Source organism: Gryllotalpicola protaetiae (assembly GCF_003627055.1).
GTDB classification, from domain to species: Bacteria; Actinomycetota; Actinomycetes; order Actinomycetales; family Microbacteriaceae; genus Gryllotalpicola; species Gryllotalpicola protaetiae.
In genome coordinates this window covers 2,885,124-2,909,987 of the sequence record NZ_CP032624.1, presented here as the reverse complement: position 1 = coordinate 2,909,987, position 24,864 = coordinate 2,885,124, and the positions used below count along the sequence as shown (strand labels likewise).

27 protein-coding genes are annotated in these 24,864 nt (G+C 68.5%); 4 read left to right on the top strand and 23 right to left on the bottom strand.

Going from position 1 to position 24,864, the window contains the following annotated elements:
• Both rpmI and infC read right to left on the bottom strand, forming a co-directional pair.
• Positions 1–195 carry a 50S ribosomal protein L35 gene (gene rpmI / locus D7I44_RS14130; protein WP_120790087.1) on the bottom strand — a complete coding sequence of 65 codons (195 nt, stop codon included), beginning with the start codon at positions 193–195 and terminating at the stop codon, positions 1–3.
• A 4-nt stretch (positions 196–199) separates the two neighbouring features.
• Positions 200–856, bottom strand: a complete 657-nt coding sequence (gene infC / locus D7I44_RS14125; protein ID WP_120790086.1) for a translation initiation factor IF-3 — start codon at positions 854–856, stop codon at positions 200–202.
• Between the two features lie 245 nt (positions 857–1,101).
• Between infC and D7I44_RS14120 the strand changes: the two genes are divergently transcribed.
• Both D7I44_RS14120 and D7I44_RS14115 read left to right on the top strand, forming a co-directional pair.
• On the top strand, positions 1,102–1,434 hold the full coding sequence (locus tag D7I44_RS14120) for a DUF1844 domain-containing protein (protein ID WP_120790085.1): 333 nt from the start codon (positions 1,102–1,104) through the stop codon (positions 1,432–1,434).
• A 102-nt stretch (positions 1,435–1,536) separates the two neighbouring features.
• Positions 1,537–2,313, top strand: a complete 777-nt coding sequence (locus tag D7I44_RS14115) for a hypothetical protein (protein ID WP_120790084.1) — start codon at positions 1,537–1,539, stop codon at positions 2,311–2,313.
• A 1-nt stretch (position 2,314) separates the two neighbouring features.
• On the opposite strand, the gene D7I44_RS14110 is transcribed toward D7I44_RS14115, so the two are convergent.
• From D7I44_RS14110 to D7I44_RS14085, 6 genes are read right to left on the bottom strand one after another with little or no spacing between them, the layout of a single operon-like run.
• Complete coding sequence (locus D7I44_RS14110) at positions 2,315–3,097, bottom strand: SseB family protein (RefSeq protein ID WP_120790083.1); 783 nt, start codon at positions 3,095–3,097, stop codon at positions 2,315–2,317.
• Entirely contained in the window at positions 3,081–3,827 is a 747-nt protein-coding gene (gene priA / locus D7I44_RS14105) for a bifunctional 1-(5-phosphoribosyl)-5-((5-phosphoribosylamino)methylideneamino)imidazole-4-carboxamide isomerase/phosphoribosylanthranilate isomerase PriA (protein ID WP_120790082.1), read from the bottom strand. Before priA ends, D7I44_RS14110 begins: the two co-directional genes overlap by 17 nt.
• Before the next feature lie 38 nt (positions 3,828–3,865).
• Complete coding sequence (gene hisH, locus D7I44_RS14100) at positions 3,866–4,516, bottom strand: imidazole glycerol phosphate synthase subunit HisH (protein WP_120790081.1); 651 nt, start codon at positions 4,514–4,516, stop codon at positions 3,866–3,868.
• Positions 4,513–5,121, bottom strand: a complete 609-nt coding sequence (gene hisB, locus D7I44_RS14095; RefSeq protein WP_120790080.1) for an imidazoleglycerol-phosphate dehydratase HisB — start codon at positions 5,119–5,121, stop codon at positions 4,513–4,515. Before hisB ends, hisH begins: the two co-directional genes overlap by 4 nt.
• A 4-nt stretch (positions 5,122–5,125) precedes the next feature.
• Positions 5,126–6,250: a histidinol-phosphate transaminase gene (locus D7I44_RS14090; RefSeq protein ID WP_120790079.1), complete on the bottom strand. Its 1,125-nt coding sequence runs from the start codon at positions 6,248–6,250 to the stop codon at positions 5,126–5,128.
• Between the two features lie 39 nt (positions 6,251–6,289).
• Positions 6,290–6,646, bottom strand: a complete 357-nt coding sequence (locus D7I44_RS14085) for a LysM peptidoglycan-binding domain-containing protein (RefSeq protein WP_120790078.1) — start codon at positions 6,644–6,646, stop codon at positions 6,290–6,292.
• 336 nt (positions 6,647–6,982) lie between these two features.
• Between D7I44_RS14085 and lexA the strand changes: the two genes are divergently transcribed.
• A complete protein-coding gene (lexA, locus tag D7I44_RS14080; RefSeq protein WP_245980337.1) occupies positions 6,983–7,594 on the top strand; it encodes a transcriptional repressor LexA in 612 nt (203 codons plus the stop codon).
• Positions 7,595–7,600: 6 nt separating this feature from the next.
• Here the strand turns inward: lexA and D7I44_RS14075 are convergent, their stop codons facing one another.
• Positions 7,601–8,572, bottom strand: a complete 972-nt coding sequence (locus tag D7I44_RS14075; protein ID WP_120790076.1) for a methylenetetrahydrofolate reductase — start codon at positions 8,570–8,572, stop codon at positions 7,601–7,603.
• The gene (gene hflX / locus D7I44_RS14070; protein WP_120790075.1) at positions 8,569–10,119 is read right to left on the bottom strand and encodes a GTPase HflX; all 1,551 of its coding nucleotides are present in this window, start codon (positions 10,117–10,119) and stop codon (positions 8,569–8,571) included. The genes D7I44_RS14075 and hflX overlap by 4 nt, the downstream gene beginning before the upstream one ends.
• A gap of 45 nt (positions 10,120–10,164) precedes the next feature.
• Here hflX and D7I44_RS14065 point away from each other — a divergent pair, with 45 nt between their 5' ends.
• The gene (locus tag D7I44_RS14065) at positions 10,165–10,782 is read left to right on the top strand and encodes a class I SAM-dependent methyltransferase (RefSeq protein ID WP_120790074.1); all 618 of its coding nucleotides are present in this window, start codon (positions 10,165–10,167) and stop codon (positions 10,780–10,782) included.
• Between the two features lie 21 nt (positions 10,783–10,803).
• On the opposite strand, the gene dapF is transcribed toward D7I44_RS14065, so the two are convergent.
• The 13 genes from dapF to dapA form a co-directional block, all read right to left on the bottom strand.
• On the bottom strand, positions 10,804–11,685 hold the full coding sequence (gene dapF / locus D7I44_RS14060; protein ID WP_120790073.1) for a diaminopimelate epimerase: 882 nt from the start codon (positions 11,683–11,685) through the stop codon (positions 10,804–10,806).
• Positions 11,598–12,614, bottom strand: a complete 1,017-nt coding sequence (gene miaA, locus D7I44_RS14055; protein WP_120790973.1) for a tRNA (adenosine(37)-N6)-dimethylallyltransferase MiaA — start codon at positions 12,612–12,614, stop codon at positions 11,598–11,600. The genes dapF and miaA overlap by 88 nt, the downstream gene beginning before the upstream one ends.
• Before the next feature lie 2 nt (positions 12,615–12,616).
• On the bottom strand, positions 12,617–14,257 hold the full coding sequence (gene miaB / locus D7I44_RS14050) for a tRNA (N6-isopentenyl adenosine(37)-C2)-methylthiotransferase MiaB (RefSeq protein WP_120790072.1): 1,641 nt from the start codon (positions 14,255–14,257) through the stop codon (positions 12,617–12,619).
• Positions 14,258–14,317: 60 nt separating this feature from the next.
• Positions 14,318–15,028 (bottom strand): regulatory protein RecX, encoded by a 711-nt coding sequence (locus tag D7I44_RS14045; protein ID WP_120790071.1) that lies wholly within the window; start codon positions 15,026–15,028, stop codon positions 14,318–14,320.
• A 13-nt stretch (positions 15,029–15,041) separates the two neighbouring features.
• The gene (gene recA / locus D7I44_RS14040; protein ID WP_120790070.1) at positions 15,042–16,115 is read right to left on the bottom strand and encodes a recombinase RecA; all 1,074 of its coding nucleotides are present in this window, start codon (positions 16,113–16,115) and stop codon (positions 15,042–15,044) included.
• 201 nt (positions 16,116–16,316) lie between these two features.
• Positions 16,317–16,550, bottom strand: coding sequence for a DUF3046 domain-containing protein (locus D7I44_RS14035; protein ID WP_120790069.1), 234 nt, complete (start codon positions 16,548–16,550; stop codon positions 16,317–16,319).
• Between the two features lie 71 nt (positions 16,551–16,621).
• Complete coding sequence (locus D7I44_RS14030; protein ID WP_120790068.1) at positions 16,622–16,936, bottom strand: helix-turn-helix domain-containing protein; 315 nt, start codon at positions 16,934–16,936, stop codon at positions 16,622–16,624.
• A 145-nt stretch (positions 16,937–17,081) separates the two neighbouring features.
• On the bottom strand, positions 17,082–17,591 hold the full coding sequence (locus D7I44_RS14025) for a CinA family protein (protein WP_120790067.1): 510 nt from the start codon (positions 17,589–17,591) through the stop codon (positions 17,082–17,084).
• The gene (pgsA, locus tag D7I44_RS14020; protein ID WP_120790066.1) at positions 17,584–18,198 is read right to left on the bottom strand and encodes a CDP-diacylglycerol--glycerol-3-phosphate 3-phosphatidyltransferase; all 615 of its coding nucleotides are present in this window, start codon (positions 18,196–18,198) and stop codon (positions 17,584–17,586) included. The genes D7I44_RS14025 and pgsA overlap by 8 nt, the downstream gene beginning before the upstream one ends.
• A 28-nt stretch (positions 18,199–18,226) precedes the next feature.
• The gene (locus tag D7I44_RS14015) at positions 18,227–19,084 is read right to left on the bottom strand and encodes an alpha/beta hydrolase (RefSeq protein ID WP_120790065.1); all 858 of its coding nucleotides are present in this window, start codon (positions 19,082–19,084) and stop codon (positions 18,227–18,229) included.
• 118 nt (positions 19,085–19,202) lie between these two features.
• Positions 19,203–21,986 (bottom strand): FtsK/SpoIIIE family DNA translocase, encoded by a 2,784-nt coding sequence (locus tag D7I44_RS14010; protein ID WP_120790064.1) that lies wholly within the window; start codon positions 21,984–21,986, stop codon positions 19,203–19,205.
• A 110-nt stretch (positions 21,987–22,096) separates the two neighbouring features.
• Positions 22,097–23,773, bottom strand: coding sequence for a ribonuclease J (locus D7I44_RS14005; RefSeq protein WP_120790063.1), 1,677 nt, complete (start codon positions 23,771–23,773; stop codon positions 22,097–22,099).
• A gap of 42 nt (positions 23,774–23,815) precedes the next feature.
• Positions 23,816–24,790: a 4-hydroxy-tetrahydrodipicolinate synthase gene (gene dapA, locus D7I44_RS14000; RefSeq protein ID WP_120790062.1), complete on the bottom strand. Its 975-nt coding sequence runs from the start codon at positions 24,788–24,790 to the stop codon at positions 23,816–23,818.
• Positions 24,791–24,864: the final 74 nt, after the last annotated feature.

Genomic DNA, 24,864 nt, shown 5'->3' with positions numbered 1-24,864 from the left:
TCAGTTGGCGAGCAGGCGCTTGATGATCTTGGCGTCGACGGCCGGGAGGACCTGGTCCTCGTTGAGGCGACGCTTGCGACGGGCCGACTTGACCTCGAGGTTGTGGCGCATGCCGGCCTGCTGCTTCATGACCTTGCCGCTGCCGGTGATCTTGAAGCGCTTCTTGGCGCCCGAGTGGGACTTCTGCTTGGGCATCTCGTTATTCCTTCTCGTTCGTCGCCTCGGGCTGAGGGGCCTCAGCCGGCGAGCTGTTCGTTTCCTGGGCACGCGACTCGGCCTTCGCCTGTGCGCGCCGCGCGTTGGCCTCGGCCTTCGCGTCCGCCTTGTTCTTCAGCGGGCCGATGACCATGACCATGTTTCGACCGTCGATGGTCGGGTTCGATTCGACAGAACCGAACTCCGCTACATCTTCGGCAAATCTTTGGAGCAGACGGACGCCCTGCTCGGGGCGGGACTGCTCGCGACCGCGGAAGAGGATCATGGCCTTGACCTTGTCCCCCGTCTGGAGGAAGCCGATGGCCCGCTTCATCTTGGTCTCGTAGTCGTGCTTGTCGATCTTGAGGCGGAACCGGACCTCTTTGAGGATGGTGTTCGCCTGGTTGCGCCTGGCCTCCTTGGCCTTCTGCGCAGCCTCGTACTTGAACTTGCCGTAGTCCATGATCTTCACCACGGGGGGCTTGGAGTTCGGGGCGACCTCAACGAGGTCGAGATCCGCTTCCTGCGCCAGGCGAAGTGCGACCTCGATCTTCACGACGCCGATCTGCTCGCCGTTAGGGCCGACGAGTCGCACTTCGGGGACGCGAATACGGTCATTGGTACGGGGATCGCTGATGCGTAGCTCCTCTGTTCGAGACATATTTCCGACTGCCGCAAGGCAACGAGAGGAGAACTGCTTTCGCCGCGACGCCCGCGCACCTGCGCGTGCAATCACTCGGCACGCCCCCGAAGTGCTCGTGAGCACCGACCGGCGGACCGGCGGAGGGCATCGACCCGGTAGCCTGTTGAGGCGGTCAACGCGGGTGGGAAGGGATTCCACTTTCGTTCCGACGCACAGAGGCGACGGAGCCAGTAGATGAGTCTACCAGACACGAGGGCAGGGTTATGAGCGACGTCGAGGATGCCACCAGGGACATCGCCGAGGTTCCCGCAGCCGAGTTGATCACCACCGTGTCCGTGCATCTGATGAGCGCCGCCGCGGTGAAGCTCGGGCTGGCGGAGAACGGCGAGGCGGACCTCGACCTGGACGAGGCGCGCAAGCTCATCGACGCACTCGCCGGCCTCGTGACGGCATCCGCCCCCCATATCGGCGATCAGCATGCCCGCCCGCTGCGCGACGGTCTGCGCACGCTGCAGTTGGCGTTCCGCGAGGCGTCGCAGATCCCCGACGAGCCGGGCAAGGGCCCCGGCGAGAAGTGGACAGGCTCCGTCATCTGAGCTCGGTGTCGTGCCCCGGCTGACACGATGCGGGGCGGATATGTAGGTGCTTCGGCGCTCGCGTCCGGGTTCTGCCCAGACGGCCCGTTTAGCGTCGAACACGTGATCAGGCGACAGGCGCTCGGATGGCTCGGTGCGGCCGTCTGCTCGGTCGCTCTCGTCATCGCGGGCGGACTCGTTCTGAGCAGCTTGGCCGTGCACCGCTATCTGCAGGCGTCGGATTCCGCGCAGCAGCGCAGTCAGACGTCGGCCGCCGGTGAGACGCCCGCCGCAAGCGAGCGCGCTGCCGTCGAACGCACCGTCTCGGCGCTCGTACGCATGCCGGGAGTGGCGACGGCGACCAGCTCGACGGACAGGTCTGACACGCCTGCGCAGCCGGGTGTCATGAGCCTGCGCAGCAGCCCCTCGCCGACGACGGACTCCACGACGCTCAGCTACGACGTGTCGGTGATCATGAATCCCGACGCGACGGCCGCGCAGTGCGCCGAGGTCGTGTTCACGATGACGCAGCGGCTGCAGAACGGGCGCGTCAGCCTCGAGCTCTCGCTTCCCGCCGGCGATGGGCATGCGGCATCCGTCATCGACTACCGCAATGTGTTCGCGACGCCCGTGCCCCGCTCGACCGTCGCCGCCGTCTCGCATGCCGTCGATGTCGCCGCCTCTGTGCCCGGCGTGAGATCGGTGCATGTGGTGGTGCCGTATACCTGGAACCTCGCCTCTGGCGATCTCGAGGTGCAGATGGCGACGGATGACTCGCATCAGACCGCCCAGTTGAAGGACGCACTCTCGCGCACGGCCCTCGCCGACGTCGGCTGGGCGGACCCGAGTTCGGCGCCGAGCTCGATGCCGTCACCGGCACCGACTCAGCCATCGCGCTGACTCAGTCGCTGACGAGCTGCAGCGTCAGCGAGTCGACGCCGTTCGCGATCTCGGGTGACGCGGCCCAGCGCTCGGACAGACGCGCCACCAACTGCCGGAGGGATTCCGGGGCGAGCCCCGCTCGAAGACGCAGGCGCACCGCGAGCTCGGCCGCCTGCAGCCGTTGCGCCGGGTCGGCCGCCGCCAGTTCGAGGCCGACGGCGTCGGACTCACCGGAGAGGGCCCGCTCGAACGCCGCACGGATCGCTGGCGCACGGTAGGGAGCGACCCAGTCCGCGCCGGTCGCAAGGGCGAAGACGGCGGGTCGGCGCAGCACGAACTCTGTCGGGCTGGCCGGGTCGATCACGATCAGCTCGGTCTGCTCGCTCGCGGCGGCGAGGGCCACCCGCGGGCCTGCTGCAGGCACGGGACGCGCCTTCGGATCCCACGCGGCGAGCGTCTGCACCGACGTGAACGCCGGCAGCACCTTGCGACCGTCCGGCCCGGCAACCGTCACGATGGAAAGCTCCTGCGTCTTGTCGACCAGGTGTCCGTCTGGGGCGGTCTCGACCTCGCCGGCGTGCGCCAGGAGCGGGATCAGCAGACGGGCGCTTCGGAAGGTCGCGACGACATCCTCAGGGGAAGCCGTTCCGGTCAGGAATCCGGTCAGCGCCTGGAGCAGCCGCGGGTCGGCTGAACCGTCATCGGCCGCCGCAGTGTTGGGGGTGAAGCTTCGCCCGGCCCACGGCTGGCCGGCCGAGTCGGCGGCGCCGTGCGCCTCGCGCGGTTCAGTCCCCTGCGACACGGAGCGCCTCGGTCAGTGTGAAACGCCCCGAATACAGGGCCTTGCCGACGATCGCCCCCTCGATGCCGTTCGGCACGAGCGCGCGCAACGCGGCGATGTCATCGAGGCTCGAGATGCCGCCGGAGGCGACGACCGGCTTGTCGGTCTTGGCCGCAAGCTCGGCGAGCAGCCCGACGTTGGGGCCGCGCAGCGTTCCGTCTTTCGTGACGTCAGTGACGACGTAGCGCCGGCAGCCGGCTGCCTCCAGGCGGCCGAGGACCTCCCAGAGGTCACCGCCCTCCCTGGTCCAGCCGCGCGCGGCGAGCGTGGTGCCGCGCACGTCGAGGCCGACCGCGATCGCCTCGCCGAATCTGCCGATCACCGCGTCGGCCCACTCGGGGTTCTCCAGCGCGGCCGTGCCGAGGTTGACTCTTGTGGCGCCGAGCTCGAGAGCCTGCTCCAGAGATGCGTCGTCGCGGATACCGCCCGACAGCTCGATCTTCACGCCCTGGACCTCGCGCAGCACATCGCGCATGATCGCGCGGTTGTCGCCACGCCCGAAGGCCGCGTCGAGATCGACGAGGTGGATCCACTCGGCGCCCTGCCCGGCCCAGTCGAGCGCCGCGTCGATCGGGCTGCCGTAGCCCGTCTCGCTGCCCGCCTCACCCTGGGTGAGACGCACGGCCTGGCCGCCCGCGACGTCGACGGCGGGGAGAAGGACGAGCTGGGGCGCGGTGGGTGCGTCGGTCATGCGTTGCTTTCTGGTGGTGCGGATGCGGGGGGCGCGCACTACTTGCGCAGTGACCGCACCCAGTTGGTGAGCAGGCGGATGCCGGCCTGCCCGGACTTCTCGGGGTGGAACTGGGTCGCGCTGAGCGGCCCGTTCTCGACTGCGGCGATGAACCTCGCGCCGTGCTCGGCCCAGGTCACTCGCGGCGCGGGGAACGGCGGCTGGGTCTCAAGCGACCAGTCCTGCGCCGCGTAGGAGTGCACGAAGTAGAAGCGCTCGCCCTCGATGCCGTCGAAGAGCACGGACCCTGACGGGGCCTCGACGGTGTTCCAGCCCATGTGCGGAAGAACGGGCGCGTCGAGCTCTGAGACCTCGCCCGGCCACTCCCCCAGCCCGTCGGTCTCAGCGCCGCGCTCGTCACCGTGCTCGAAGAGGACCTGCATGCCGACGCAGATGCCGAGGACCGGGCGGCCGCCTGCAAGACGGCGCTCGATGACCTCGTCGCCGCGCACGGCCTTGAGCTGCTCGACCACCGCACGGAATGCGCCGACACCCGGGACGAGAAGCCCGTCGGCGTCCATCACGGCCTGGCGGTCGCGGGTCACCGTGACCTCAGCGCCCGCCGCCTCGAGCGCCTTGGCCGCCGAGTGCACATTCCCACTGCCGTAGTCGAGCACGACCACGGTCGGACGGGCGGTCGCGCCGGTCACAGGGCGCCCTTCGTCGACGGGACGCCGCTCACCGCCGCATCGAAGGCCTTGGCCTGCCGGAACGCGCGCGCAAAGGCTTTGAACTCGGCCTCGGCGATGTGGTGGGGGTCGCGGCCGTCGAGGACCCGGACGTGAACCGTGAGCGCCGCGTTGAATGCGATCGCCTCGAGGACGTGCCTGACCATCGAACCCGTGAAGTGGCCGCCGATCAGGTGGAGCTCGAAACCGGCAGGCTCGCCGGAGTGCACCAGGTACGGACGGCCGGAGATGTCGACGACAGCCTGAACCAGAGCGTCATCGAGCGGGACGAGCGCGTCGCCGAACCGACCGATACCGCTCTTGTCGCCGAGCGCCTGGCGGATCGCCTGGCCGAGGACGATGCCCGTGTCTTCGACAGTGTGGTGGACGTCGATATCGGTGTCGCCGCTCGCCCGAACGGTGAGGTCGGTCAACGAGTGCTTCGCGAACGCAGTGAGCAGGTGGTTGTAGAACGGCACCGACGTGTCGATGTCGCTGCGCCCCGTGCCGTCGAGGTCGAGGCTCAGCTCGATGCGCGACTCGCTGGTCTCACGTGTGATGGAGGCGGAACGGGGGCCTGCGGTCATACGCTCAGCCTACCGGGGCGCGCTCGGGCGACGCCGTGCGCGGGCTGCCATGCCGCTCGACATAGCGGGCCATCGCGTCGAGGAATTCCCCGGTCTCGGCTTCGGTGCCTGCCGAGACCCGCAGGCTGTTCGGGATGCCCATCTCACGGATGATGATGCCCTCGGCCAGCAGCTCGTCGAACACCTCACGCGGGTCGGCTACGCCGTCGAAGAGGACGAAGTTGCTCCAGGTGCGATACGCCCGGAAGCCGAGCGCATTCAGCCCGTCGACGATGCGGTCGCGCTGCACCTTGATCTCATCGACCATGGCGAGCATCTCGCGTGAGTGCGCAAGCGCCCCGAGCGCGGCCGCCTGCGTGAGCGCGGACAGGTGGTAGGGAAGCCGTACGAGACGCAGCGCGTCGGTGATCGCCGGATCTGCGGCGAGGTAACCGAGCCGGACGCCGGCGTAGGCGAACGCCTTGCTCATCGTGCGAGAGATCACCAGGCGCTCGCGACCCGGCAGCAGCGTCAGTGCGCTCGGCTGGCCGGCCGGGAAGAACTCTGCGTAGGCCTCGTCGACGACGACGACGCCCTGTGCCTCGGCGTAGACCGCCTCAATGACGTCGAGCGACAGCGGGGTCCCGGTCGGATTGTTGGGCGAGCACAGGATGACGACATCGGGCTGAGTGCGCCTGACCCACTCGGCCGCCCGGCCTGCGGAGAGCTCGTAGTCGGCATCGCGGTCGCCGGCCACCCAGGCGGTTCCCGTTCCGGAGGCGAGCAGCGGGTACATCGAGTAGGTCGGGGCGAAACCGAGCACGGTGCGCCCAGGGCCGCCGAACGCCTGCAGCAGCTGCTGCAGGATTTCGTTCGACCCGTTCGCCGCCCAGAGGTTGTCGCGGCTCAGGCCGTGACCCAGATACCCGGCCAGCGCCTCACGGAGCTCGACGAACTCGCGATCGGGATAGCGGTTGGCGCCGGCGATCGCCTTCGCAAGGCGACCCAGCACATCGGCCTGCACGTCGTCGGGAATGGGGTGGGTGTTCTCGTTGACGTTCAGCTCGACCCGGACATGCTTCTGCGGCGCCCCATAGGGCTCGCGCCCACGCAGGTCATCGCGGATCGGCAGATCAGACAGAGACGTCACCCTTCCATCGTAGGCGCGGCGCCTCACGCACTCGCCCGCCTACTTGGCGTACTGCGGCGGGACCGCGAGCGTCTGACCGGGGGTGACCACCGAACCCTGCAGACCGTTCATGTCGACGAGTGCGTCGACGACGTCCCGCGGGTCGTCGTGTGGAGCGATCGCCTCAGCGATCTGCCACAGGGACTCACCAGGGGTGACCGTGACATGCTCGAGCGCTGCCGTCGAGGCCGGGGGCTCGCCACCCGCCGCGGCGAAGCCGGAATTGACACCGAACCAGAGTGCTGCGGCGACAAGCGGCGTAGCAGCGAGTGCAACCAGCACAACCCGGCCGCGGCGCGTGAGCCGCAGATGCGAGCGCGCGCCCGCGGCAGACAAGTGAACAGTGACGCTGCTCATCTCGGACCCTCTACCTTCGTCATCTGATTCGGAACGCATGTTCGATGTTTTCTGCATTTCCGAACCTATCTTCGATTTGGTCATTACGCAAGCCCCTGCCGATCAGCGAAGTTATCCACCGGTTTCGGCGACTCGCTCGAACAAATCGCCTACACAACGAGGGTTTGCCGCTAATCTGTGGCTCACTGGTCGAAATGCAACCAGGGACCACCGACATTGGGGATTCACGTGACCACAGATGCAGTCGCCAAAGACACTCCAGCCGGCAAAGACGCCGGCGTCCCTCCCAAGCGGCGCACGCGACGCCGCAAGAACCTCAGCGACAAGCAGCTCGCGATCCTGGACGTGATCAAGAAGTCGCTCGCGGCGCGTGGCTACCCGCCGAGCATGCGCGAGATCGGCGACGCCGTCGGGCTCGCCTCGCTGTCGAGCGTGACTCACCAGCTGAATCAGCTCGAGCTCTCGGGCTATCTGCGCCGTGACCCCAACAGACCGCGTGCGCTCGAGATCCTGATCGACCCGCCGTCGCCCACCGAGCAGACCGATGACTTCGAGGCGAAGGCGCCGGTCGGCGACGCGACGCTGGTGCCGCTGGTCGGCCGAATCGCCGCCGGGGTGCCGATCACGGCCGACCAGCAGGTGGAAGAGGTGTTCCCGCTTCCGCGGCGACTGGTGGGAAACGGCGATCTGTTCATGCTCAAGGTCGCAGGCGAATCGATGATCGACGCGGCGATCTGCGATGGCGACTGGGTGGTCGTGCGGCAGCAGCAGGACGCGATCAACGGCGACATCGTCGCGGCCATGCTCGAGGGCGAAGCCACGGTCAAGGTCTTCCGCCAGCGCGACGGCCACACCTGGCTCCTGCCGCGGAACTCGGCGTTCGAGCCGATCCTCGGCGACGAGGCCGTCGTGCTCGGAAAGGTCGTCGCGGTCCTTCGAGCGGTCTGACCCGGGTCAGGCCAGCGGCGCCCCGGCGAACTCGGTCGAGACGAGCCGCTCGTAGAGCCCCGCCTCGATGAGCCCAGCGCGGGCAAGCACCGCCAATGGCGTCTCATGCAGGTTGCGCGTGTAGAGGTGGATGCCCGGCGCGCCCCCGTCGACCAGCTGCTGCACCAGCTCGGCCGCGAAGTCGATTCCGATCTCGCGCTGACCCTCTGCGGTGGGTTCGGCGCCGAGCCTGCCGACGAGCTGCGTCGGCGCCTGCTCGCCGGCGAGCTCGCGGGCACGCACGACGCCAGAGGTGCTCACGACCGGCAGGATGCCCGGGATGATGGGAAACTCGACGCCGGCTGCCCTGGCTCGCTCCACCAGGCGGAAATAGTCGTCTGCGTGGAAGAAGAGCTGCGTCAGGGCCAGGTTCGCGCCCGCGGCCTGCTTCGCCAGCAGTGTGTCGATGTCCTGTTGAAACGACCGTGAAGACGGATGCCCGTTCACGAACGCCGCGACCGCGATGACGACGCGCTCTCGGCCCTCGCGATCCAGGGTGATTCCCGGGGTCCCAGGAAGACGCACCTCACGCCAAGGGGCGCGCTCATGCTGCACCGCCTGAATGAGCTGGACGAGTTCCGCCCCTGAGCGGATGTCGCCGGGGAACTCCTCAGCCGTCGAGCCGAGCGGCAGGTCGCCGCGCACTGCGAGGAAGCTGTGCACCCCGGCATCCATGAAGGTCCGCACGGTGTCATGGCTGGACTGCACGCTCGAGCCGACACACGTGAGGTGCGCCATGGTGCGCACCTCAGGGTGTCGGTCGATGACGTGTTTGAGGACGTCGAGTGATGCGTCCTGCGACGACCCGCCCGCTCCGTAGGTGACCGAGACGAACTCGGGCCCTGCGGCGACCAGCCTGGCGATGCGATCCGGCAGCTGCTGCGCCACCCGGTCGGAACGCGCAGGGTGCAGTTCGAACGAGAACGGCACCTGCCTCATGATCGCGGCGCCGCTTCGAGCCGATAGGGCTCGAACTGCGCAAGGCGCGTCGGGTCGATCAGTGCCGAGATGCGCGTGCCCGCCTCCGTGTACGCCTGGGAAGTGACCCTGCCGCGTTCGTGCAGCGCGGAGATCACCTCTCCATGGGCATAGGGCACCAGCAGCTCGATCGGAACCGAGCGATCGGGGATGAGATAGGCGATCCGAGCGAGCACCTCATCGATGCCCTCTCCCGTGCGGGCACTTGCGAACACGGCGCCGGGCACCAGGCCGCGCAGCACGAGACGGGCGTCGTCATCGATCAGGTCGGACTTGTTGAAGACCACGAGCTCGGGGATGTCGCGCGCGCCCACCTCGCCGATCACGTCGCGCACGGTCTGAAGCTGGCTCGCAGGGTCGGGGTGGGACCCGTCCACGACGTGGACGATCACGTCGGCATCCTGCACCTCCTCCAGCGTCGAGCGGAACGCCTCGACCAGCTGGTGCGGCAGATTGCGCACGAACCCGACCGTGTCGGCGAGTGTGTAGGGCCGGCCGTCGACGGTCTGCGAGCGGCGCACCGTCGAGTCGAGCGTCGCGAACAGCGCGTTCTCGACGAGCACACCCGCCCGCGTGATGCGGTTCAGCATGCTCGACTTGCCCGCGTTCGTGTAGCCGGCGATGGCCACAGACGGCACCTCGTTGCGGCGACGGTTCGCCCGCTTGGCGTCGCGCGCCGGCTTCATCTCCTTGATCTGCTTGCGCAGCTTCGCCATGCGGGAGTGGATGCGGCGGCGGTCGAGCTCGATCTTCGTCTCACCCGGGCCGCGACTGCCCATGCCGTTGCCGGCGCCGCCGACCTGGCCGCCGGCCTGCCTGCTCATCGACTCGCCCCAGCCGCGCAGGCGCGGCAGCAGGTACTCGAGCTGGGCGAGCTCGACCTGCGCCTTGCCCTCGCGGCTCTTGGCATGCTGGCTGAAGATGTCGAGGATGACGGCGGTGCGGTCGATGACCTTGACCTTCACCACGTCTTCGAGGGCGCGCCGCTGGCTCGGCGCGAGCTCGGTGTCAGCGATGACGGTGTCTGCACCCAGGTGCGCGACCACCGCCGCCAGTTCCTCTGCCTTTCCGCGGCCGAGGTAGGTGCTGGGATCGGGGTGCGGGCGGCGCTGCAACAGCCCGTCGAGCACAACGGCGCCCGCGGTCTCTGCAAGGGCTGCGAGCTCGCGCAGCGAGTTCTCGGCGTCTTCGAGCGACCCGCCTGAGTAGACGCCGATCAGGATGACGTTCTCGAGGCGCAGCTGGCGATACTCGACCTCGGTGACGTCCTCGAGCTCCGTCGAAAGGCCGCCGACGCGCCTCAGCGCGGCCCGGTCGTCTCGATCGAGCTGCTCGCCATCGGTGCTGTCGAAGCCTGCGGCATCCGTCGTCGCCTGCAATGCCTGCGCACGCTGACCGAACAGCGAATAGCCGGCCGCGTGGGAATCCGCGTTCGCAAGGACGCGCGCCACGACGTCGTCGTCTGCGCGGGTCTCGGTGTCGTGTGAAGTGGGGTGATCTGCGGTCATTATTGAGAATTAACTCTAGTTCTGTCGGTGCTGTACGTTTCTGACATGTCTTCCGGTGACCACTACTTCAGCGCGTCACCGGGAAGCGACCCGAAGCTGCGGCCCATCGATGTGCGCCTCGCGGGCCGCGATCTCACGGTCACGACGGGCGCTGGCGTGTTCAGCCCGGACCACGTCGACACCGGCACCGCCGTGCTGCTCGCCAACACGCCGCCACCGCCGCCAGGCGGGCACCTGCTCGACCTGGGCTGCGGGTGGGGGCCGATCTCGCTGTCGCTCGCGCTCGGGTCTCCGCACGCCACCGTGTGGGCCGTCGACGTGAACGAACGGGCGCTCGAACTCGTCGCGCGCAACGCCGCCGACCTCGGCATCACCAATGTCAACGCGGTGCGACCGGAGGATGTTCCCGCCGACATCGCCTTCATGACCATCTGGTCGAACCCGCCGATCAGAGTGGGCAAGAACGAGCTGCACGGCCTGCTGCAGACCTGGCTGCCGCGGCTCGAGGCAGGGTCGGATGCCTGGCTGGTCATCGCCCGCAACCTCGGCTCCGACTCGCTGCAGCGCTGGCTCGACAGCACGCTTCCCGCGTACGGCACCACCCGCGCGGCGACCAGCAAGGGATTCCGCGTGCTCCGTGTGCGGCGGCACGCCGAGCAGTAGTCGCGGCGTGCCCTCACGCACTCAGGCGAGAGAGATCTCGCCGTCGAAGACGAGCTCGGCCGGACCGGAGAGCGACAGATGCTCGCCGTCCTCCGCCTCGAACATGCGCACCAGCACCTCGCCGCCCGGCACCTCGACGCGCCACTCGTCCGGCGCACGATCGCCCGCCCAATGGCGGATCGCGAGCGCGGCGGCCACCGTGCCGGTGCCGCACGACATCGTCTCGCCGACCCCGCGCTCGTGGACGCGCATGCGGATATGGCCCACTCCGTCGCGCACCAGCGGCACGCCGGGGACGACGAACTCGACGTTCGCCCCGCCCGCGGGCTCGGGTTCGATGACGGGGACGTAGTTGAGGTCGAGAGCGTCGAGCTCTGCGTCGTCGGAGAGCGCGACGACGACGTGCGGGTTGCCGACGTCGATGCTGAGCCCTGGACGCGCGACCTTGAACGATCTCGCGGTGACGAGCGGCTCATCGTCGGCCGTCCACCAGGTGCCCATGTCGACCTGGTAGCCGAGCTCCGAGCGCTGCACGTCGCGCACGCCGGCTCGGGTGCCGATCGGCAGGATCTCACCGTGCTGCAGTTCGGCGAGCCCGCTGCGGGTCAGGAACTCGGCGTAGACGCGGATTCCGTTTCCGCACATCTCGGCGATCGAGCCGTCGGCGTTGTAGTAGTCCATGAACCACTCGGCCCCTGGATTGTCGAGCAGCGACGACGCGCCAGGAAGGATGTTCTCAGATCGCACCGCACGGATCACACCGTCGGCGCCGATGCCGAAATGCCGGTCGCAGAGGACCTGAACCTGCGCCGTGGTCAGCTCAAGGGAGCCGTCGGGGTCGGCGAAGAGGATGAAGTCGTTCCCGGTGCCGTGACCCTTGCTGAAGTGGAGCGTGACCGCCATTCGTCAAGCCTATCGACGGCCGCGTGGGCTCGCTGTGAGGCATCCGCTGCCTCGGTGTCGAACCATGCCACGTGCTCATACCGCTTGAACCAGCTGACCTGCCTGCGCGCATAGCGGCGCGTCATCGCCTGCGTCTGCGCGATCGCCTCAGGCTCACTGAGCTCACCGCGAAGCTGGGCGAGCGCCTGCGCGTAGCCGATCGCCCGAGACGCCGTCACACCCTGCTCGAGGCCGACGGAGCGCAGCCCGTCGGCCTCGGCGACCAGTCCCTCGGCCCACATCGCCTCGACCCGGGCGTCGAGGCGCGTGACGAGCAGCTCGCGCGGCGTGGACAGGCCGATGACGACTGACGGATGCCACAGCCGAGGCGACTCGGGCAGCGCCGCGCCGTGGCCGAGCTCGGCGAGCTCGTGGATCTCGAGCGCCCGGACGACGCGCCGGCCGTTCGCCGGGTCGACTCTCTCGGCAGTCGCGGGGTCGACCGCCTTCAGGCGCGCATACAGCCTGCCGGGACCCTGCTGCTCGAGCTCGCGCTCCAACCGAGCGCGCAGCTCGCGATCCCGCGCCGGGAAGCGGAAGTCGTACACGACGCTGGAGACGTACAGTCCGGAGCCGCCGACCAGGATCGGGATCGCACCCCGCCGCTGAATGGCCTCGATCGTGACGCGTGCGTCGCGCTGGTAGGCGGCGACGCTCGCCTCGTCGGTCACGTCGAGCGCGTCGAGCAGGTGATGCGGGATGCCTCGCCGCTGCGTCTCACTGACCTTCGCCGTGCCGATGTCCATACCCCGGTACAGCTGCATCGCGTCGGCGTTCACGATCTCGGCCGGCTCGCCGCGCGCGGCGAGCGACTCGGCGACGCCGATCGCCAGCTCCGACTTCCCGGTGCCGGTCGCGCCGACGACAGCGAGGAGCGGCGCGCCCGTCACATTCAGCGCAGTTCGTCGTTCAGGTCGTAGATCGGCGCCGTCGCGACCGCGATCGCCGACTCACCCAGCGGCCGCAAGGTCGGCATGCCGAGCGTCACCGATCCGGAGGCGCCGGTCGCGGCACCATGGCTGTGACCGCTCGGGATGCCGCAGGCCTCGGCCTGCTCGGCGTCCCAGGCGTCCCCCGCGCGGGTGCGGCGGATCGCGAGCGGGGCGCCCTGCGGCGAGTCGGCGAGCAGGTGGAACGGCGCAGCATGGGTGACCTGCACGGTGACGACATCGCCGGGGCGCGGCACAGGCGAGTTCGCCGGCACCTCGAAGTGCACGAGACGGCTGTCTTCGGCGCGGCCGCTCATACGGTGGGTCTCGCCGTCCTTCTTCCCCTCGCCGGTCGAGACGAGAACCTCGACCGTGCGGCCGAGCTGCCTCTCGTTCTCCTCGAGCGAGATGCGCTCCTGCACGGCGGTGAGACGCTCGTAGCGCTCCTGCACGACCGCCTTCGGAACCTGATCGGCCATCGTCGCCGCGGGCGTTCCTGGCCGGATCGAGTACTGGAAGGTGAACGCCGAGGCGAATCGCGCCTGCTCGACCACGCGGAGCGTCTCCTGGAAGTCCTCCTCCGTCTCGCCGGGGAAGCCGACGATGATGTCGGTCGAGATCGCCGCGTTCGGGATCTTGGCGCGGACCCGGTCGAGGATGCCGAGGAACTTCTCCGACCGGTAGGAGCGTCGCATGGCGCGCAGGATCCTGTCCGAGCCCGACTGGAGCGGCATGTGCAGCTGCGGCATGACGTTCGGCGTCTCGGCCATCGCGTCGATGACGTCGTCGGTGAACGCCGCCGGGTGCGGGCTGGTGAACCGCACACGCTCAAGGCCCTCGATCTGGCCGGCGGCGCGCAGCAGCTTGCCGAACGCCTGGCGGTCGCCGAACTCGACGCCGTAGGAGTTCACGTTCTGGCCGAGCAGTGTGACCTCGATCGCTCCCTGGTCGACGAGCGACCGAAGCTCGGCGAGGATCTCGCCGGGCCGGCGGTCGCGCTCCTTGCCGCGCAGCGACGGCACGATGCAGAAGGTGCACGTGTTGTTGCAGCCGACCGAGATCGACACCCAGCCGCTGTAGCTCGAATCGCGCTTCGTCGGAAGCGTCGACGGGAAGGTCTCGAGCGCCTCGAGGATCTCGATCTCGGCCTCGTCGTTGTGGCGGGCTCGCTCGAGCAGGCTCGGCAGCGAGCCCATGTTGTGGGTGCCGAAGACCACATCGACCCACGGCGCCTTCTCGAGGATGACGCTCTTGTCCTTCTGGGCGAGGCAGCCGCCGACGGCGATCTGCATGCCGGTGTGCCGCCTCTTGACGGAAGCCAGATGACCGAGGTTGCCGTAGAGCTTGTTGTCGGCGTTCTCGCGAACGGCGCAGGTGTTGATGACGACGATGTCTGCCTCTGCGCCATCGGCCGGAAGGTAGCCGGCCGCTTCGAGCGAGCCCGCCAGCCGCTCTGAGTCGTGAACGTTCATCTGGCACCCGTAGGTGCGCACCTCGTACGTGCGGCGACGCCCGGTCTCGTCGACAGCGGCGTCGGATGGCGCGATCGTGGTCGGCAGTTCGCTCGGCCGATTCGTCTCACGACTCGGGATGACGGTGCTCATGGTGCGACAAGTCTACGATCGTCGCGCCTGCGAGCATGCCGCCCGGAGCGACGGGCGAGCTCAGCGGCTCTCGTGCCTGCTGCGCATGGCGTCGCCCACGGCGATGCAGACCGCCTCACCCGAGTAGCCCCGTCGCTGCAGATAGCCGTACAGGCGCCGCTCGGCGGTCTGGTCGTCGAGGTCGTGCAGCTGGGCCACACGCTTCAACGCCACCTCGATGGCCTGGTCGAGCTCGTCTTCCTGGTCATAGTCTGCCAGCGCCTCGAAGATCGCGTCGTCGTCGATGTGGCGACGTCGCAGCTCGCGCTCGATGGCCTGTCTGCCCTGGCCCTTCCTGGCTCGTGCCGCGTAGACCAGCGAGACCGCGAGCGCGCCGTCGTCAAGCAGGCCGACGCTTTCGAGCCGGTCGAGCTCGGCCTCGGCGACCGCCTCGTCGACCTCGCGCTTGCGCAGCACCTGCTCGAGCTCCCATCGGGACATGCCGCGGCGGGCGAGCTGGTGCAGCGACACGTTGGCAGCACGCTTGCCCGCCTTCTCGCGCACTCTGCCGAGCGCGCCCTCGGCGGTGCCCTGCTCGGCTGCGGCGTCAGCCTCGGCGACCGAGCGCACTGCCGCAGCAGCCGCCTGCGCACGCTCGGTCGGCGCGGCGCCGGGCAGGTAGGCGATCGCCGCCTGCCCGGCCGGCCGGCCGTCGTGCTTCACCACGCGGCGGCGCCCGGCGCCGACGCCGCTCGCACGCTCATCGTCAGAGGGGAAGAACCGGACGACCATGTCGCGCCGCCCGCTAGGCGCCCTTGCGCTGCGGCAGCTTCGCCACGTTCTCGGGCGCGGCGGCGATCACCTCTGCAACAGCGTTCGGGTCTTTCACGACGCCGAGCTTCACCAGGATCTTCTGCTCGATCTCAGTCGCGATCTCGGCGTGCTCGATGAGGAAGTTACGCGAGTTCTCCTTGCCCTGGCCCAGCTGGTCGCCCTCGTAGGTGTACCAAGCCCCGGACTTCTTCACGATGCCGTGCTCGACGCCGAAGTCGAGCAGGCTGCCCTCGCGTGAGATGCCCACGCCGTAGAGGATGTCGAACTCGGCCTGTTTGAACGGCGGCGCCATCTTGTTCTTGACGACCTTCACGCGCGTGCGGTTTCCGACTGCGTCGGCACCGTCTTTCAGGGTCTCGATGCGGCGGATGTCGAGTCGGACCGATGCGTAGAACTTGAGCGCCTTGCCGCCGGAGGTGGTCTCAGGGCTTCCGAAGAACACCCCGACCTTCTCACGCAGCTGGTTGATGAAGATCATGGTCGTGTTCGTCTGGTTGAGCGCACCGGTCAGCTTGCGCAGCGCCTGGGACATGAGACGCGCCTGAAGGCCGACATGCGAGTCGCCCATCTCACCCTCGATCTCGGCGCGGGGAACGAGCGCCGCGACAGAGTCGATCACGATCAGGTCGATCGAGCCGGAGCGCACGAGCATGTCGGCGATCTCGAGCGCCTGCTCGCCCGTGTCGGGCTGAGAGACGAGCAGCGCGTCGATGTCGACACCGAGCTTCTTCGCATACTCGGGATCGAGCGCGTGCTCGGCATCGATGAACGCGGCGATTCCGCCGCCCCGCTGCGCGTTCGCGATCGCGTGCAACGTCAGCGTCGTCTTACCCGACGACTCAGGACCGTAGATCTCGACGATGCGGCCACGGGGCAGCCCGCCGATGCCGAGTGCGACGTCGAGGGCGATCGACCCGGTCGGAACGACCTCGACCGGTGCGCGCTCGTCGCTGCCGAGGCGCATGACCGAGCCCTTGCCGAACTGGCGATCGATCTGTGCGAGAGCGGTCTCGAGCGCTTTCTCGCGATCGGCTGGAGTGGGCATTTACGTTCCTTTCGAAGGACTGCGGCGGTGACGTCTGCGACAGTACGCGCAGGGTCTGACATCGGCCGGCCGAGCACGTGCATCGGTGTGAAACTCACCGACGACCCGGCCTGTGCTGGTCAAGTCATCGCTGAGGACACGATAGCAACGGTCGAACCCGTGTTCGAGATCGATGCGGCGTGTCTTGCAGCGAATTTCGTATCAGCCGCGATTCTTCTTCGGCTCGACCAACCCGGCTCCGTGGCGGCGGGCCACCGGGACATCCATCGCCTCGCAGAGCGCGAGCCACGCGTCGCGCGCCGGAACGCCCGCCGCGATCGCCTGCTCCGCCGTGCGCGAGCCGAGCTCGATGATAACCAGCTCACGCACGAGCTGGCCGCCGTAGGCGGCGCCGAACTCGTGCTCGACCGCTCGGTTGAACTCACTCAGTCGCATGGTGACTCCACGTTAAGACAGACGGATGCCCCGAGCCGCAGCCCGGGGCATCCGCCCTAAATCGAATGACCTCAGCGCTGGCTGACCAGCTCGCCGTCGAAGCCGGCTGCGAAGTCGTCCGGCAGGGCGTCTGGCACGATCGACTCGATGCCTTCGAGGACGGCAAGGCGGTCGCCCACCTCGCGCATGATGACCGAGATCGGCGTGTCGAGCGCCTCGGCGACGGAGGCGAGGATCTCGCTCGACGCCTCCTTCTGGCCGCGCTCGACCTCGCTCAGATACCCGAGCGCCACGCTCGCCTTGCTGGCGACCTGGCGAAGGGTGCGGCCCTTCTGAAGGCGGAAGTCCCGCAGAACGTCGCCGATCTCCTGACGAACCAGAATCATGGGCGCCCCCTTCCTGCTCGGTCGGCCGATCATTCGGCCGAAGGTGGAAGCGCCCATTCCGCGCGCTTCTTGCGTTGCACTGTAGTTCACGTTCCCTGCAATCCGCTGGCTAATCGTATGAAAAGTAACGTGAGCGAAATAGCGGCTATTCCGCGAGCCGCGCGGCGAGCGCCGCAACGGCCGCGGTGACGGTTCGAGCACGGATTCCTGCCCTGTCGCCGGCGAGCTGCAGGGCCTCCACCCATGTGTCCGGTCCGACCGCGACCCCGACGAACACGGTGCCGACCGGTTGGCCGCCCTGCGGGTCCGGCCCGGCGACACCCGTCGTCGAGATGCCGATGTCGGCCGCCTTGCCGTCGACCGCGAGGACCGCGCGCACCCGCTCCGCGAGCTGCCGCGCGACGTCGGGGTGCACCGGGCCGTGCTCGCCGATCAGGGTCTCGTCGACGCCGACGACGCTGTGCTTGAGCTCGGTGGCATAGACCACCACTCCCCCGTTCACCACAGCCGATGCGCCGGCCGGCCGCGTGAGCTCTGCCGTGAGCTGCCCCCCGGTGAGCGATTCCGCGACCGCGACCGTGAGGCCCCGCAGGGTGAGCGTCGCGATGAGCCCGGCCGTCTGGTCGACTTCGTCGATGAGCCTCTCGTCAGGCATCCGACCCCTCGTCACGCCGCCTGCGCAGCTTCACCGCGTTCCATGCGTAGTCGAGCCCGGAGACGACTGTCAGCACGAGCGCGATGGCCATGAGCACCCAGTTGACCCAGTGCACCCAGTCGCCGAGCGGCACCCACAGGGGCACGAGCGCGAAGGAGATCGCGACGGCCTGCGCGACCGTCTTCAGCTTGCCGCCGCGGCTCGCGGGGATCACCCCGCCGCGGATGACCGCGAACCGGTACACCGTGATGCCGACCTCGCGCACGAGGATCACGATCGTGACCCACCACCACAGCTCGCCGAGGATCGACAGGCCGACGAGCGCCGCGCCCGTCAGCACCTTGTCCGCGATGGGGTCGAGCAGCTTGCCGAGCTCGGTGACGAGCCCGCGGCTGCGCGCCAGGTAGCCGTCCACACCGTCCGTCGCGATGCCGACGATGAACAGCACGGCCGCCCACCAGCGCAGCGGGCCGTCGTTGCCGGCGTCTGCCAGCAGCATCCAGAAGAAGACCGGGGCGAACAGGATCCGCACGATCGTGATCGTGTTGGGCAGGTTCCAGTTGCTCGGCCGCGCGGGGCGTCCCTCTGCGGCGCCGGGCTGGGTCATGCATCCAGCCTAGAGGCCCCTTGCCCGCCTACTCCGGCTGCGGTGCGAAGCGGTCGACGAACGCGAGCGCCTCCTGCGCGACCGCGGCCCAGCCGTGGTCGATCGTCAGCGAGTGCCCACGGCCCGGGATCTCAAGGAACTCGGTCACGCCCGGGTTCTTCTCCTGCTGCTTGAACGTGGCCTTCGTGATCGACAGCGGCACCGTGTTGTCCTCCGCGCCGCCGATGACGAGCAGAGGGCCGCGATCCGGATTCTTCACGTCGACGGTCACCTCGTTGTGGAACGGGTTGAAGTTGGCGACGACGGCCTGGAACAGCGGGACGCCGGAGGCGGGCACATGGAACTCGTCATAGAGCTTCTGCGCCTCGTCTTCTTCCAGGTTGTTGGCCCATCCGTAGGTGAACTGCTCGAAGGTGAGGGCGATCGCCTTTCCGCGGTTGGCCGGATTCCCGAGGACCGGGGCCGCGGACTTGATGGACGACAGCGGCACGGGCAGCACACCCTTGAACGGCGCGTTGTCGATCGCCACCGTGACGGCCGCGGCACCCGTGCCCGCGATCTTCTGCGCGATCAGGCCTCCGAACGAGTGGCCGATCACCACGGGCTGCAGGTCGAGCTTCTCGATCGCCGCGAGGTAGTGGTCCGTGACCTGCTGGACCATCTTGTGGGCGAAGGCGTCGGGATTCTCGCGTGCCTCCTCGACGGTCAGCGGGTCGTCCGGCCAGCCGGGGGCCAGCGTCGTGTAGCCGCTGCTCTCGAACAGCTCGCGCCACGGCTTCCAGCTGCTCGAGAGCAGCCACAGTCCGTGCACGAACACCACCGGGGTCCTGCCCGACGCGTTCGCGCGGTCGACCTCCTCTTGCTCCCACGACGTGATCTCCGGCATCCGTGCGCACCTTTCGCTTCGGTTCGACGAGACGTCAGCGGTCGGATGCCGCGCTCGCGGTCTGATGAGGTTGTGTCACATCATGCCGCGATCGCGGCTCTCGCAACAGGTGCACGATTCAGTCGCGGCCGGTGAGCCCCCAGGCATCCTCGTCAGGCGACGCCTCGACCTCTTCGAGCCCGCCGAAGTCGTCGGCGAGCGGGTCGCTGTCGTAGCGATCGGCGGCGGACGCCTGGGCGGGCGGCGACTGCGCAGGAGCGGGCGCCGATGCATCCTCGCCGCGAATCCTCGCGAGTACCGCGGGCAGCTGCTCAGCCGACGCGAGCACGTCGCGCGCCTTCGACCCCTCCGAGGGCCCGACGATCTCACGGGACTCGAGGAGGTCCATCAGACGACCGGCCTTGGCGAAGCCGACGCGCAGCTTGCGCTGCAGCATCGAGGTCGAGCCGAACTGCGTCGACACGACGAGCTCTGCGGCCGCGATCAGCAGCTCGAGGTCGTCGCCGATGTCGGAGTCGATCTGCTTCCTCTCGGCGGCAGGCACCACGTCCTGACGGTAGTCGGGGCGCGCCTGGCGGGTCACGTGGTCGACGACCTTCTGGATCTCGGACTCGTTCACCCAGGCGCCTTGCACGCGCAGCGGCTTGCCTGCGCCCATCGGCAGGAACAGCGCATCGCCCTGGCCGATCAGCTTGTCGGCACCCGGTTGGTCGAGGATGACGCGAGAGTCGGTCACCGAGGTGACCGCGAAGGCGAGGCGCGAGGGCACATTCGCCTTGATGAGGCCGGTGACGACATCGACGGACGGCCGCTGCGTGGCGAGCACGAGGTGGATGCCGGAGGCGCGAGCGAGCTGGGTGATGCGCACGATCGAATCCTCGACGTCGCGCGGCGCGACCATCATGAGGTCGGCGAGCTCGTCGACCACGACCAGCAGGTACGGGTACGGCTTGAGCTGGCGCTCACTGCCTGCCGGAAGCACGATCTCGTTGTTCACGACGGCCTTGTTGAAGTCGTCGATGTGGCGGAAGCCGAACGACGCGAGGTCGTCGTACCGCATGTCCATCTCCTTCACGACCCACTGCAGCGCCTCCGCGGCCTTCTTGGGGTTCGTGATGATGGGCGTGATGAGGTGCGGCACGCCGCCATAGATCGTGAGCTCGACGCGCTTCGGGTCGATGAGCACCATGCGCACCTCGGTGGGCTTCGCGCGCATGAGCAGCGAGGTGATCATCGAGTTGACGAAGGACGACTTGCCGGAACCGGTGGAGCCCGCGACGAGCAGGTGCGGCATCTTCGCGAGGTTCGCGACGACGTAGCCGCCGCCGACGTCTTTTCCGACGCCGATCGTCATGGGGTGCCTGCTGTTCGTGGCGGCCGCGGAGCGCAGCACGTCACCGAGAGACACCGTCTCGCGGTCGGAGTTCGGGATCTCGATGCCGATCGCGCTCTTGCCGGGGATCGGCGAGAGGATGCGCACCTCGTTCGACGCGACGGCGTACGACAGGTTCTTCGACAGCGCGGTGACGCGCTCGACCTTGACGCCCGGGCCGAGCTCGATCTCGTACTGGGTCACTGTCGGTCCGCGCGAGAAGCCGGTGACCTTGGCGTCGACACCGAACTGGGTGAGGACCTCGGTGATGGCGCGCACGACCTCGTCGTTGGCCGACGACCGGGTCTTCGGTGGTGGGCCAGCCGACAGCGTGCTTGCGGAGGGCAGCACGTACGGCTTGGCCGGCTCGGCCGGCTTGATGACGGGAACGACCTCGCCGCCCTCGGTGAGCGGCAGCAGGTCGTCGACCGGCACCACCTCGGTCATGTTGTCGCTGCGCAGGCCGGCCGCGCCGTCCGGCACTTCGCCGGTGAACCGCTTGACCGCGTCTTCCGCGTTGGCGAGCTCGGCGAAGACGTCGAGCCCGCTCGGCTCAGGAGCCGGCTCGATCGCGGAGGCGAAGCCGCCCTTGGCGGGGGCCGCCTCGCCGAAGACATCCGTCAGGCCGTTCGCATCGTGCTCGAAGTCGGGGTCCTCTTCCCGACCGCTCTTGTTGCGGCGCCACCACGGCAGCTTGTCGGAGTCGGCCGGCGCATCGTCGTCGATTCCGTCGAGCTCGACGGCGAGGCTCTTCTCGGCCTTCGCCGCCTTCGCGGCCTCGCGCTCCTCGTCGGTCGGCAGGCTCGCACCGAACAGGTAGGCGTACAACTCGTGCAGGCGGCGGCCGATGCGGTTCGGCGGCGTCTTGGTGATGATCAGCAGGCTGAGCGCCAGCAGCACGATCATGATCGCCGTCGCGCCGTACTGGGTGGTGATGTGGATGAGGGAGGCCCCGATCATCCACCCGATGACACCGCCCGCCTGCGCCAGCACGGGCATTCCGTCGACCGCCTGCGGCCGGTCGCTGAAGATGTGGCACAGGCCCGAGACGCTGATCAAGGCGATGACGAGCCCGATCCCGATGCGCGTGTTGTCATGCACAGACGAGGGATGCCGGAACAGCCACACCGCGAACAGGAACAGCACCACGGGCAGCACGAAGGCCACCCTGCCCAGCAGGCCGCCGAACGACCACGCGTCGAGCGCGTGAGCCCACGACGCATTGATGAAGAACCACTCGACGCCCGCACCGGCGATCGCGAGCAGCACGAGGAAGAAGGGAAGCCCATCGCGGCGCTCTTCCTTCGCGAGGGTCTCAGGCCCGAGCGCGCGGGCGGCGCCGCCCACGAGGTGCGCCAGCCCCATCCACGCCCGGGCGATGAGTGCGTGCTCGGTCGTCTCGATGACGACGGTCTGGTTGGTCGGCAGCTTCTTGGTAGGCGCGGTCTTCTGTCGCTGACTCGCCTGACCGCGCGAAGCCCCGCCGCTCGCACCGCGGGCGCGCGAAGAGGACTTGGTGCTCGTGGCCATGGTGCGAACGTAGCCGAGGGGTGCGACAACACCCCGGAACGGGGCCGGAGAGTCTGCGCTTAGGAGGTTCTCAGGCTCACGCCTCGATACTCTGCCGACCCGTCATCGAGCTAGGCCTCGATGACCAGGGGCACGATCATCGGGCGGCGGCGGTAGCTCGTGTTCACCCAGCGGCCGACCGTGCGGCGCACGAGCTGCGTGAGCGCGTGGTTGTCGCGCACCCCGTTCCCAGCCGCCTCGCGCAGCGCGGCCGCGATCTTCGGCTTGACGGCGTCGAACACCGCGTCGTCCTCCGCGAAGCCGCGGGCGTGGATCTCGGGGCCGGCGACGATGCGGCCTGAGGCGGCCTCGACGACGACAATGACCGAGATGAAGCCCTCTTCGCCGAGGATCCGCCGGTCTTTCAGATCGGCGTCCGTGATCTCACCGACGCTCGACCCGTCGACGTAGACGTAGCCGATGTCGAGCTGGCCGACGACCCGCGCGACGCCCTCGTGCAGGTCGACGACGGTGCCGTTGGAGGCGAGGATCGTGTTCTCGTCGGGGATGCCGGTCTGACGGGCGAGCTTCGCGCTGGCATCCAGATGCCGGTACTCGCCGTGCACGGGCATGACGAACGTGGGCTTCAGGATGTTGTAGCAGTACAAGAGCTCGCCTGCTGACGCGTGGCCGGAGACGTGCACCTTCGCGTTGCCCTTGTGCACGACGGTCGCACCGAGCTTCGTGAGCCCGTCGATCACGCGGTAGACCGAGTTCTCGTTGCCGGGGATCAGGCTCGAGGCGAGGATCACGGTGTCGCCGGGCCCAAGCTCGATCTGGTGGTCGAGGTTCGCCATGCGGGCGAGCACCGCCATCGGCTCGCCCTGCGAGCCGGTCGACATGTAGACGATCTTGTTGTCGGAAAGGTCGGCGGCCTTCCGGTAGTCGATCAGCACGCCGTCGGGCACCTTGAGGTAGCCGAGCTCGGCGGCGATGCCCATGTTGCGCACCATCGAGCGGCCGAGCAGCGCGACGCGGCGGCCGTTCTTCGCGGCGGCGTCCATCACCTGCTGCACGCGGTGCACGTGGCTCGAGAAGCTCGCGACGACGACGCGCCGGGGCGCGTTCGCGATGACGTTGGCGAGCACCGGGCCGATCTCGCGCTCGATGGGCGTGAAGCCGGGCACGTCGGCGTTGGTCGAGTCCGGCAGGAACAGGTCGACCCCGTTCTCGCCGAGGCGCGAGAAGGCGCGCAGGTCGGTGAGGCGACCGTCGAGCGGCAACTGGTCCATCTTGAAGTCGCCGGTGTGCAGCACGACGCCGGCCCAGGTGGTGACCGCGACGGCCAGAGCATCCGGAATGGAGTGGTTGACCGCGATGAATTCGAGCGTGAACGGCCCGAGGGTCTCGACGTCGCCCTCTTTGACCTGCAGCGTGTACGGCTTGATGCGGTGCTCTTTGAGCTTCGCCTCGACAAGCGCGAGGGTGAGCCCCGAGCCGATCAGCGGGATATCACCGCGCAGCTTCAGCAGATATGGGACGGCACCGATGTGGTCTTCGTGGCCATGGGTGAGCACGATGCCGATGACGTCGTCCAGGCGATTCCTGATGGGCCCGAAGTCCGGCAGGATCAGGTCGACGCCCAGCTGGTCGGGCTCGGGGAACAGCACGCCGCAGTCGACGATGAGGATCTTGCCGTCGATCTCGTACACCGTCATGTTGCGGCCGACCTCGCCGAGCCCACCGGTGGGGAAGATGCGCAGCGTTCGCGGCTCGAGTGCGGGCGGGTCGAAGACGGCTTCTGCCATGGCTCCTCTATTTTCTGATCGGATGCCTGCGGTCGAGGTGGCTCAGCGCGTTGCGCCGGCGACCTTCGGCAGGGCGCCGCCCGCGGCCGCATTGCGGTCGGGGCGGAAGTTGCTGAAATCGACGCCCTCGACATCGTGGACGAGGTCGAGCTCTTCCTCGATGAGGGCGGCCTCGAAGTCCTCGGGGCCGACGAGCGGCAGGCGCACGCGCGGCGACTCGATGCGGCCGAGGCCGTGCAGGATGTACTTCACGGCGACGGTTCCGGGCACGTGGGTCATGGTGGCGCGCACGAGCGGCTCGAGCTTCTTGTGCTGCTCGGTCGCGGTGGCGAGGTCGCCGCGGTTCACCGCGTCGACGATGATGCGGTACGGCCGGGCCGCGATGTTCGACGTCGTGCCGACCAGGCCGGCCGCGCCGATCGCGAGGTGCGGCAGCACGTTCGCGTCGTCGCCCGAGAAGTACAGCAGGTCGGTGTTGTTCAGCACCCGGCTCACCTCGGCGAAGTTGCCCTTTGCATCCTTGACTCCGCGGATGTTCGGGTGCTTCGACGCGCGCAGCAGGGTCTCGTAGCTGAGCGCGACGCCCGTGCGGCCGGGGATGTCGTACAGGATGACCGGCAGGTCGGTCGCGTCGGCGATGAGCCGGAAGTGCGTCAGGATGCCCGCCTGCGTCGGCTTGTTGTAGTACGGCGTGACGATCATGATGCCGTCGATGCCGAGCTTCTCGCTCTTCTTGTAGAGCTGGATCGCGTGCGCGGTCTCGTTCGACCCGCCGGCCTGGATGATCCTCGCGCGCCCGGCCGCGACGTCCTTCGCGACCTCGATGGCGCGCAGCTTCTCCGCGTCCGTCAGGGTGGACGTCTCGCCCGTGGTGCCCGAGATGATCAGCCCGTCTGAGCCGTTGGTCACCACGCTGTCGACGTGCTTCTCGAATCCGGCCCAATCGACCTCGCCGTCAGCGGTCATGGGCGTGACCAGGGCGGTGAGCACCTGGCCGAACGGATTCTCAGTCGACATGACTCTCAGGCTACCGGGTCGGCCTGTCTCCGGCCTCCGTCACTATTCGTCACGTCCCTGCGGCCGGTGCGTGC

Coding starts and splice junctions, on each gene's coding strand:
- pgsA (WP_120790066.1), bottom strand. CDS start 18,198: ATGACCCAGCCCGGCGCCGCAGAGGGACGCCCCGCGCGGCCGAGCAAC.
- recA (WP_120790070.1), bottom strand. CDS start 16,115: ATGCCCACTCCAGCCGATCGCGAGAAAGCGCTCGAGACCGCTCTCGCA.
- D7I44_RS14120 (WP_120790085.1), top strand. CDS start 1,102: ATGAGCGACGTCGAGGATGCCACCAGGGACATCGCCGAGGTTCCCGCA.
- dapF (WP_120790073.1), bottom strand. CDS start 11,685: ATGGCGGTCACGCTCCACTTCAGCAAGGGTCACGGCACCGGGAACGAC.
- D7I44_RS14085 (WP_120790078.1), bottom strand. CDS start 6,646: ATGAGCAGCGTCACTGTTCACTTGTCTGCCGCGGGCGCGCGCTCGCAT.
- D7I44_RS14075 (WP_120790076.1), bottom strand. CDS start 8,572: ATGAGGCAGGTGCCGTTCTCGTTCGAACTGCACCCTGCGCGTTCCGAC.
- priA (WP_120790082.1), bottom strand. CDS start 3,827: ATGACCGACGCACCCACCGCGCCCCAGCTCGTCCTTCTCCCCGCCGTC.
- D7I44_RS14065 (WP_120790074.1), top strand. CDS start 10,165: ATGTCTTCCGGTGACCACTACTTCAGCGCGTCACCGGGAAGCGACCCG.
- hisB (WP_120790080.1), bottom strand. CDS start 5,121: ATGACCGCAGGCCCCCGTTCCGCCTCCATCACACGTGAGACCAGCGAG.
- miaB (WP_120790072.1), bottom strand. CDS start 14,257: ATGAGCACCGTCATCCCGAGTCGTGAGACGAATCGGCCGAGCGAACTG.
- D7I44_RS14045 (WP_120790071.1), bottom strand. CDS start 15,028: ATGGTCGTCCGGTTCTTCCCCTCTGACGATGAGCGTGCGAGCGGCGTC.
- D7I44_RS14005 (WP_120790063.1), bottom strand. CDS start 23,773: ATGGCAGAAGCCGTCTTCGACCCGCCCGCACTCGAGCCGCGAACGCTG.
- D7I44_RS14035 (WP_120790069.1), bottom strand. CDS start 16,550: ATGCGACTGAGTGAGTTCAACCGAGCGGTCGAGCACGAGTTCGGCGCC.
- D7I44_RS14025 (WP_120790067.1), bottom strand. CDS start 17,591: ATGCCTGACGAGAGGCTCATCGACGAAGTCGACCAGACGGCCGGGCTC.
- dapA (WP_120790062.1), bottom strand. CDS start 24,790: ATGTCGACTGAGAATCCGTTCGGCCAGGTGCTCACCGCCCTGGTCACG.
- rpmI (WP_120790087.1), bottom strand. CDS start 195: ATGCCCAAGCAGAAGTCCCACTCGGGCGCCAAGAAGCGCTTCAAGATC.
- D7I44_RS14015 (WP_120790065.1), bottom strand. CDS start 19,084: ATGCCGGAGATCACGTCGTGGGAGCAAGAGGAGGTCGACCGCGCGAAC.
- D7I44_RS14030 (WP_120790068.1), bottom strand. CDS start 16,936: ATGATTCTGGTTCGTCAGGAGATCGGCGACGTTCTGCGGGACTTCCGC.
- hflX (WP_120790075.1), bottom strand. CDS start 10,119: ATGACCGCAGATCACCCCACTTCACACGACACCGAGACCCGCGCAGAC.
- infC (WP_120790086.1), bottom strand. CDS start 856: ATGTCTCGAACAGAGGAGCTACGCATCAGCGATCCCCGTACCAATGAC.
- D7I44_RS14010 (WP_120790064.1), bottom strand. CDS start 21,986: ATGGCCACGAGCACCAAGTCCTCTTCGCGCGCCCGCGGTGCGAGCGGC.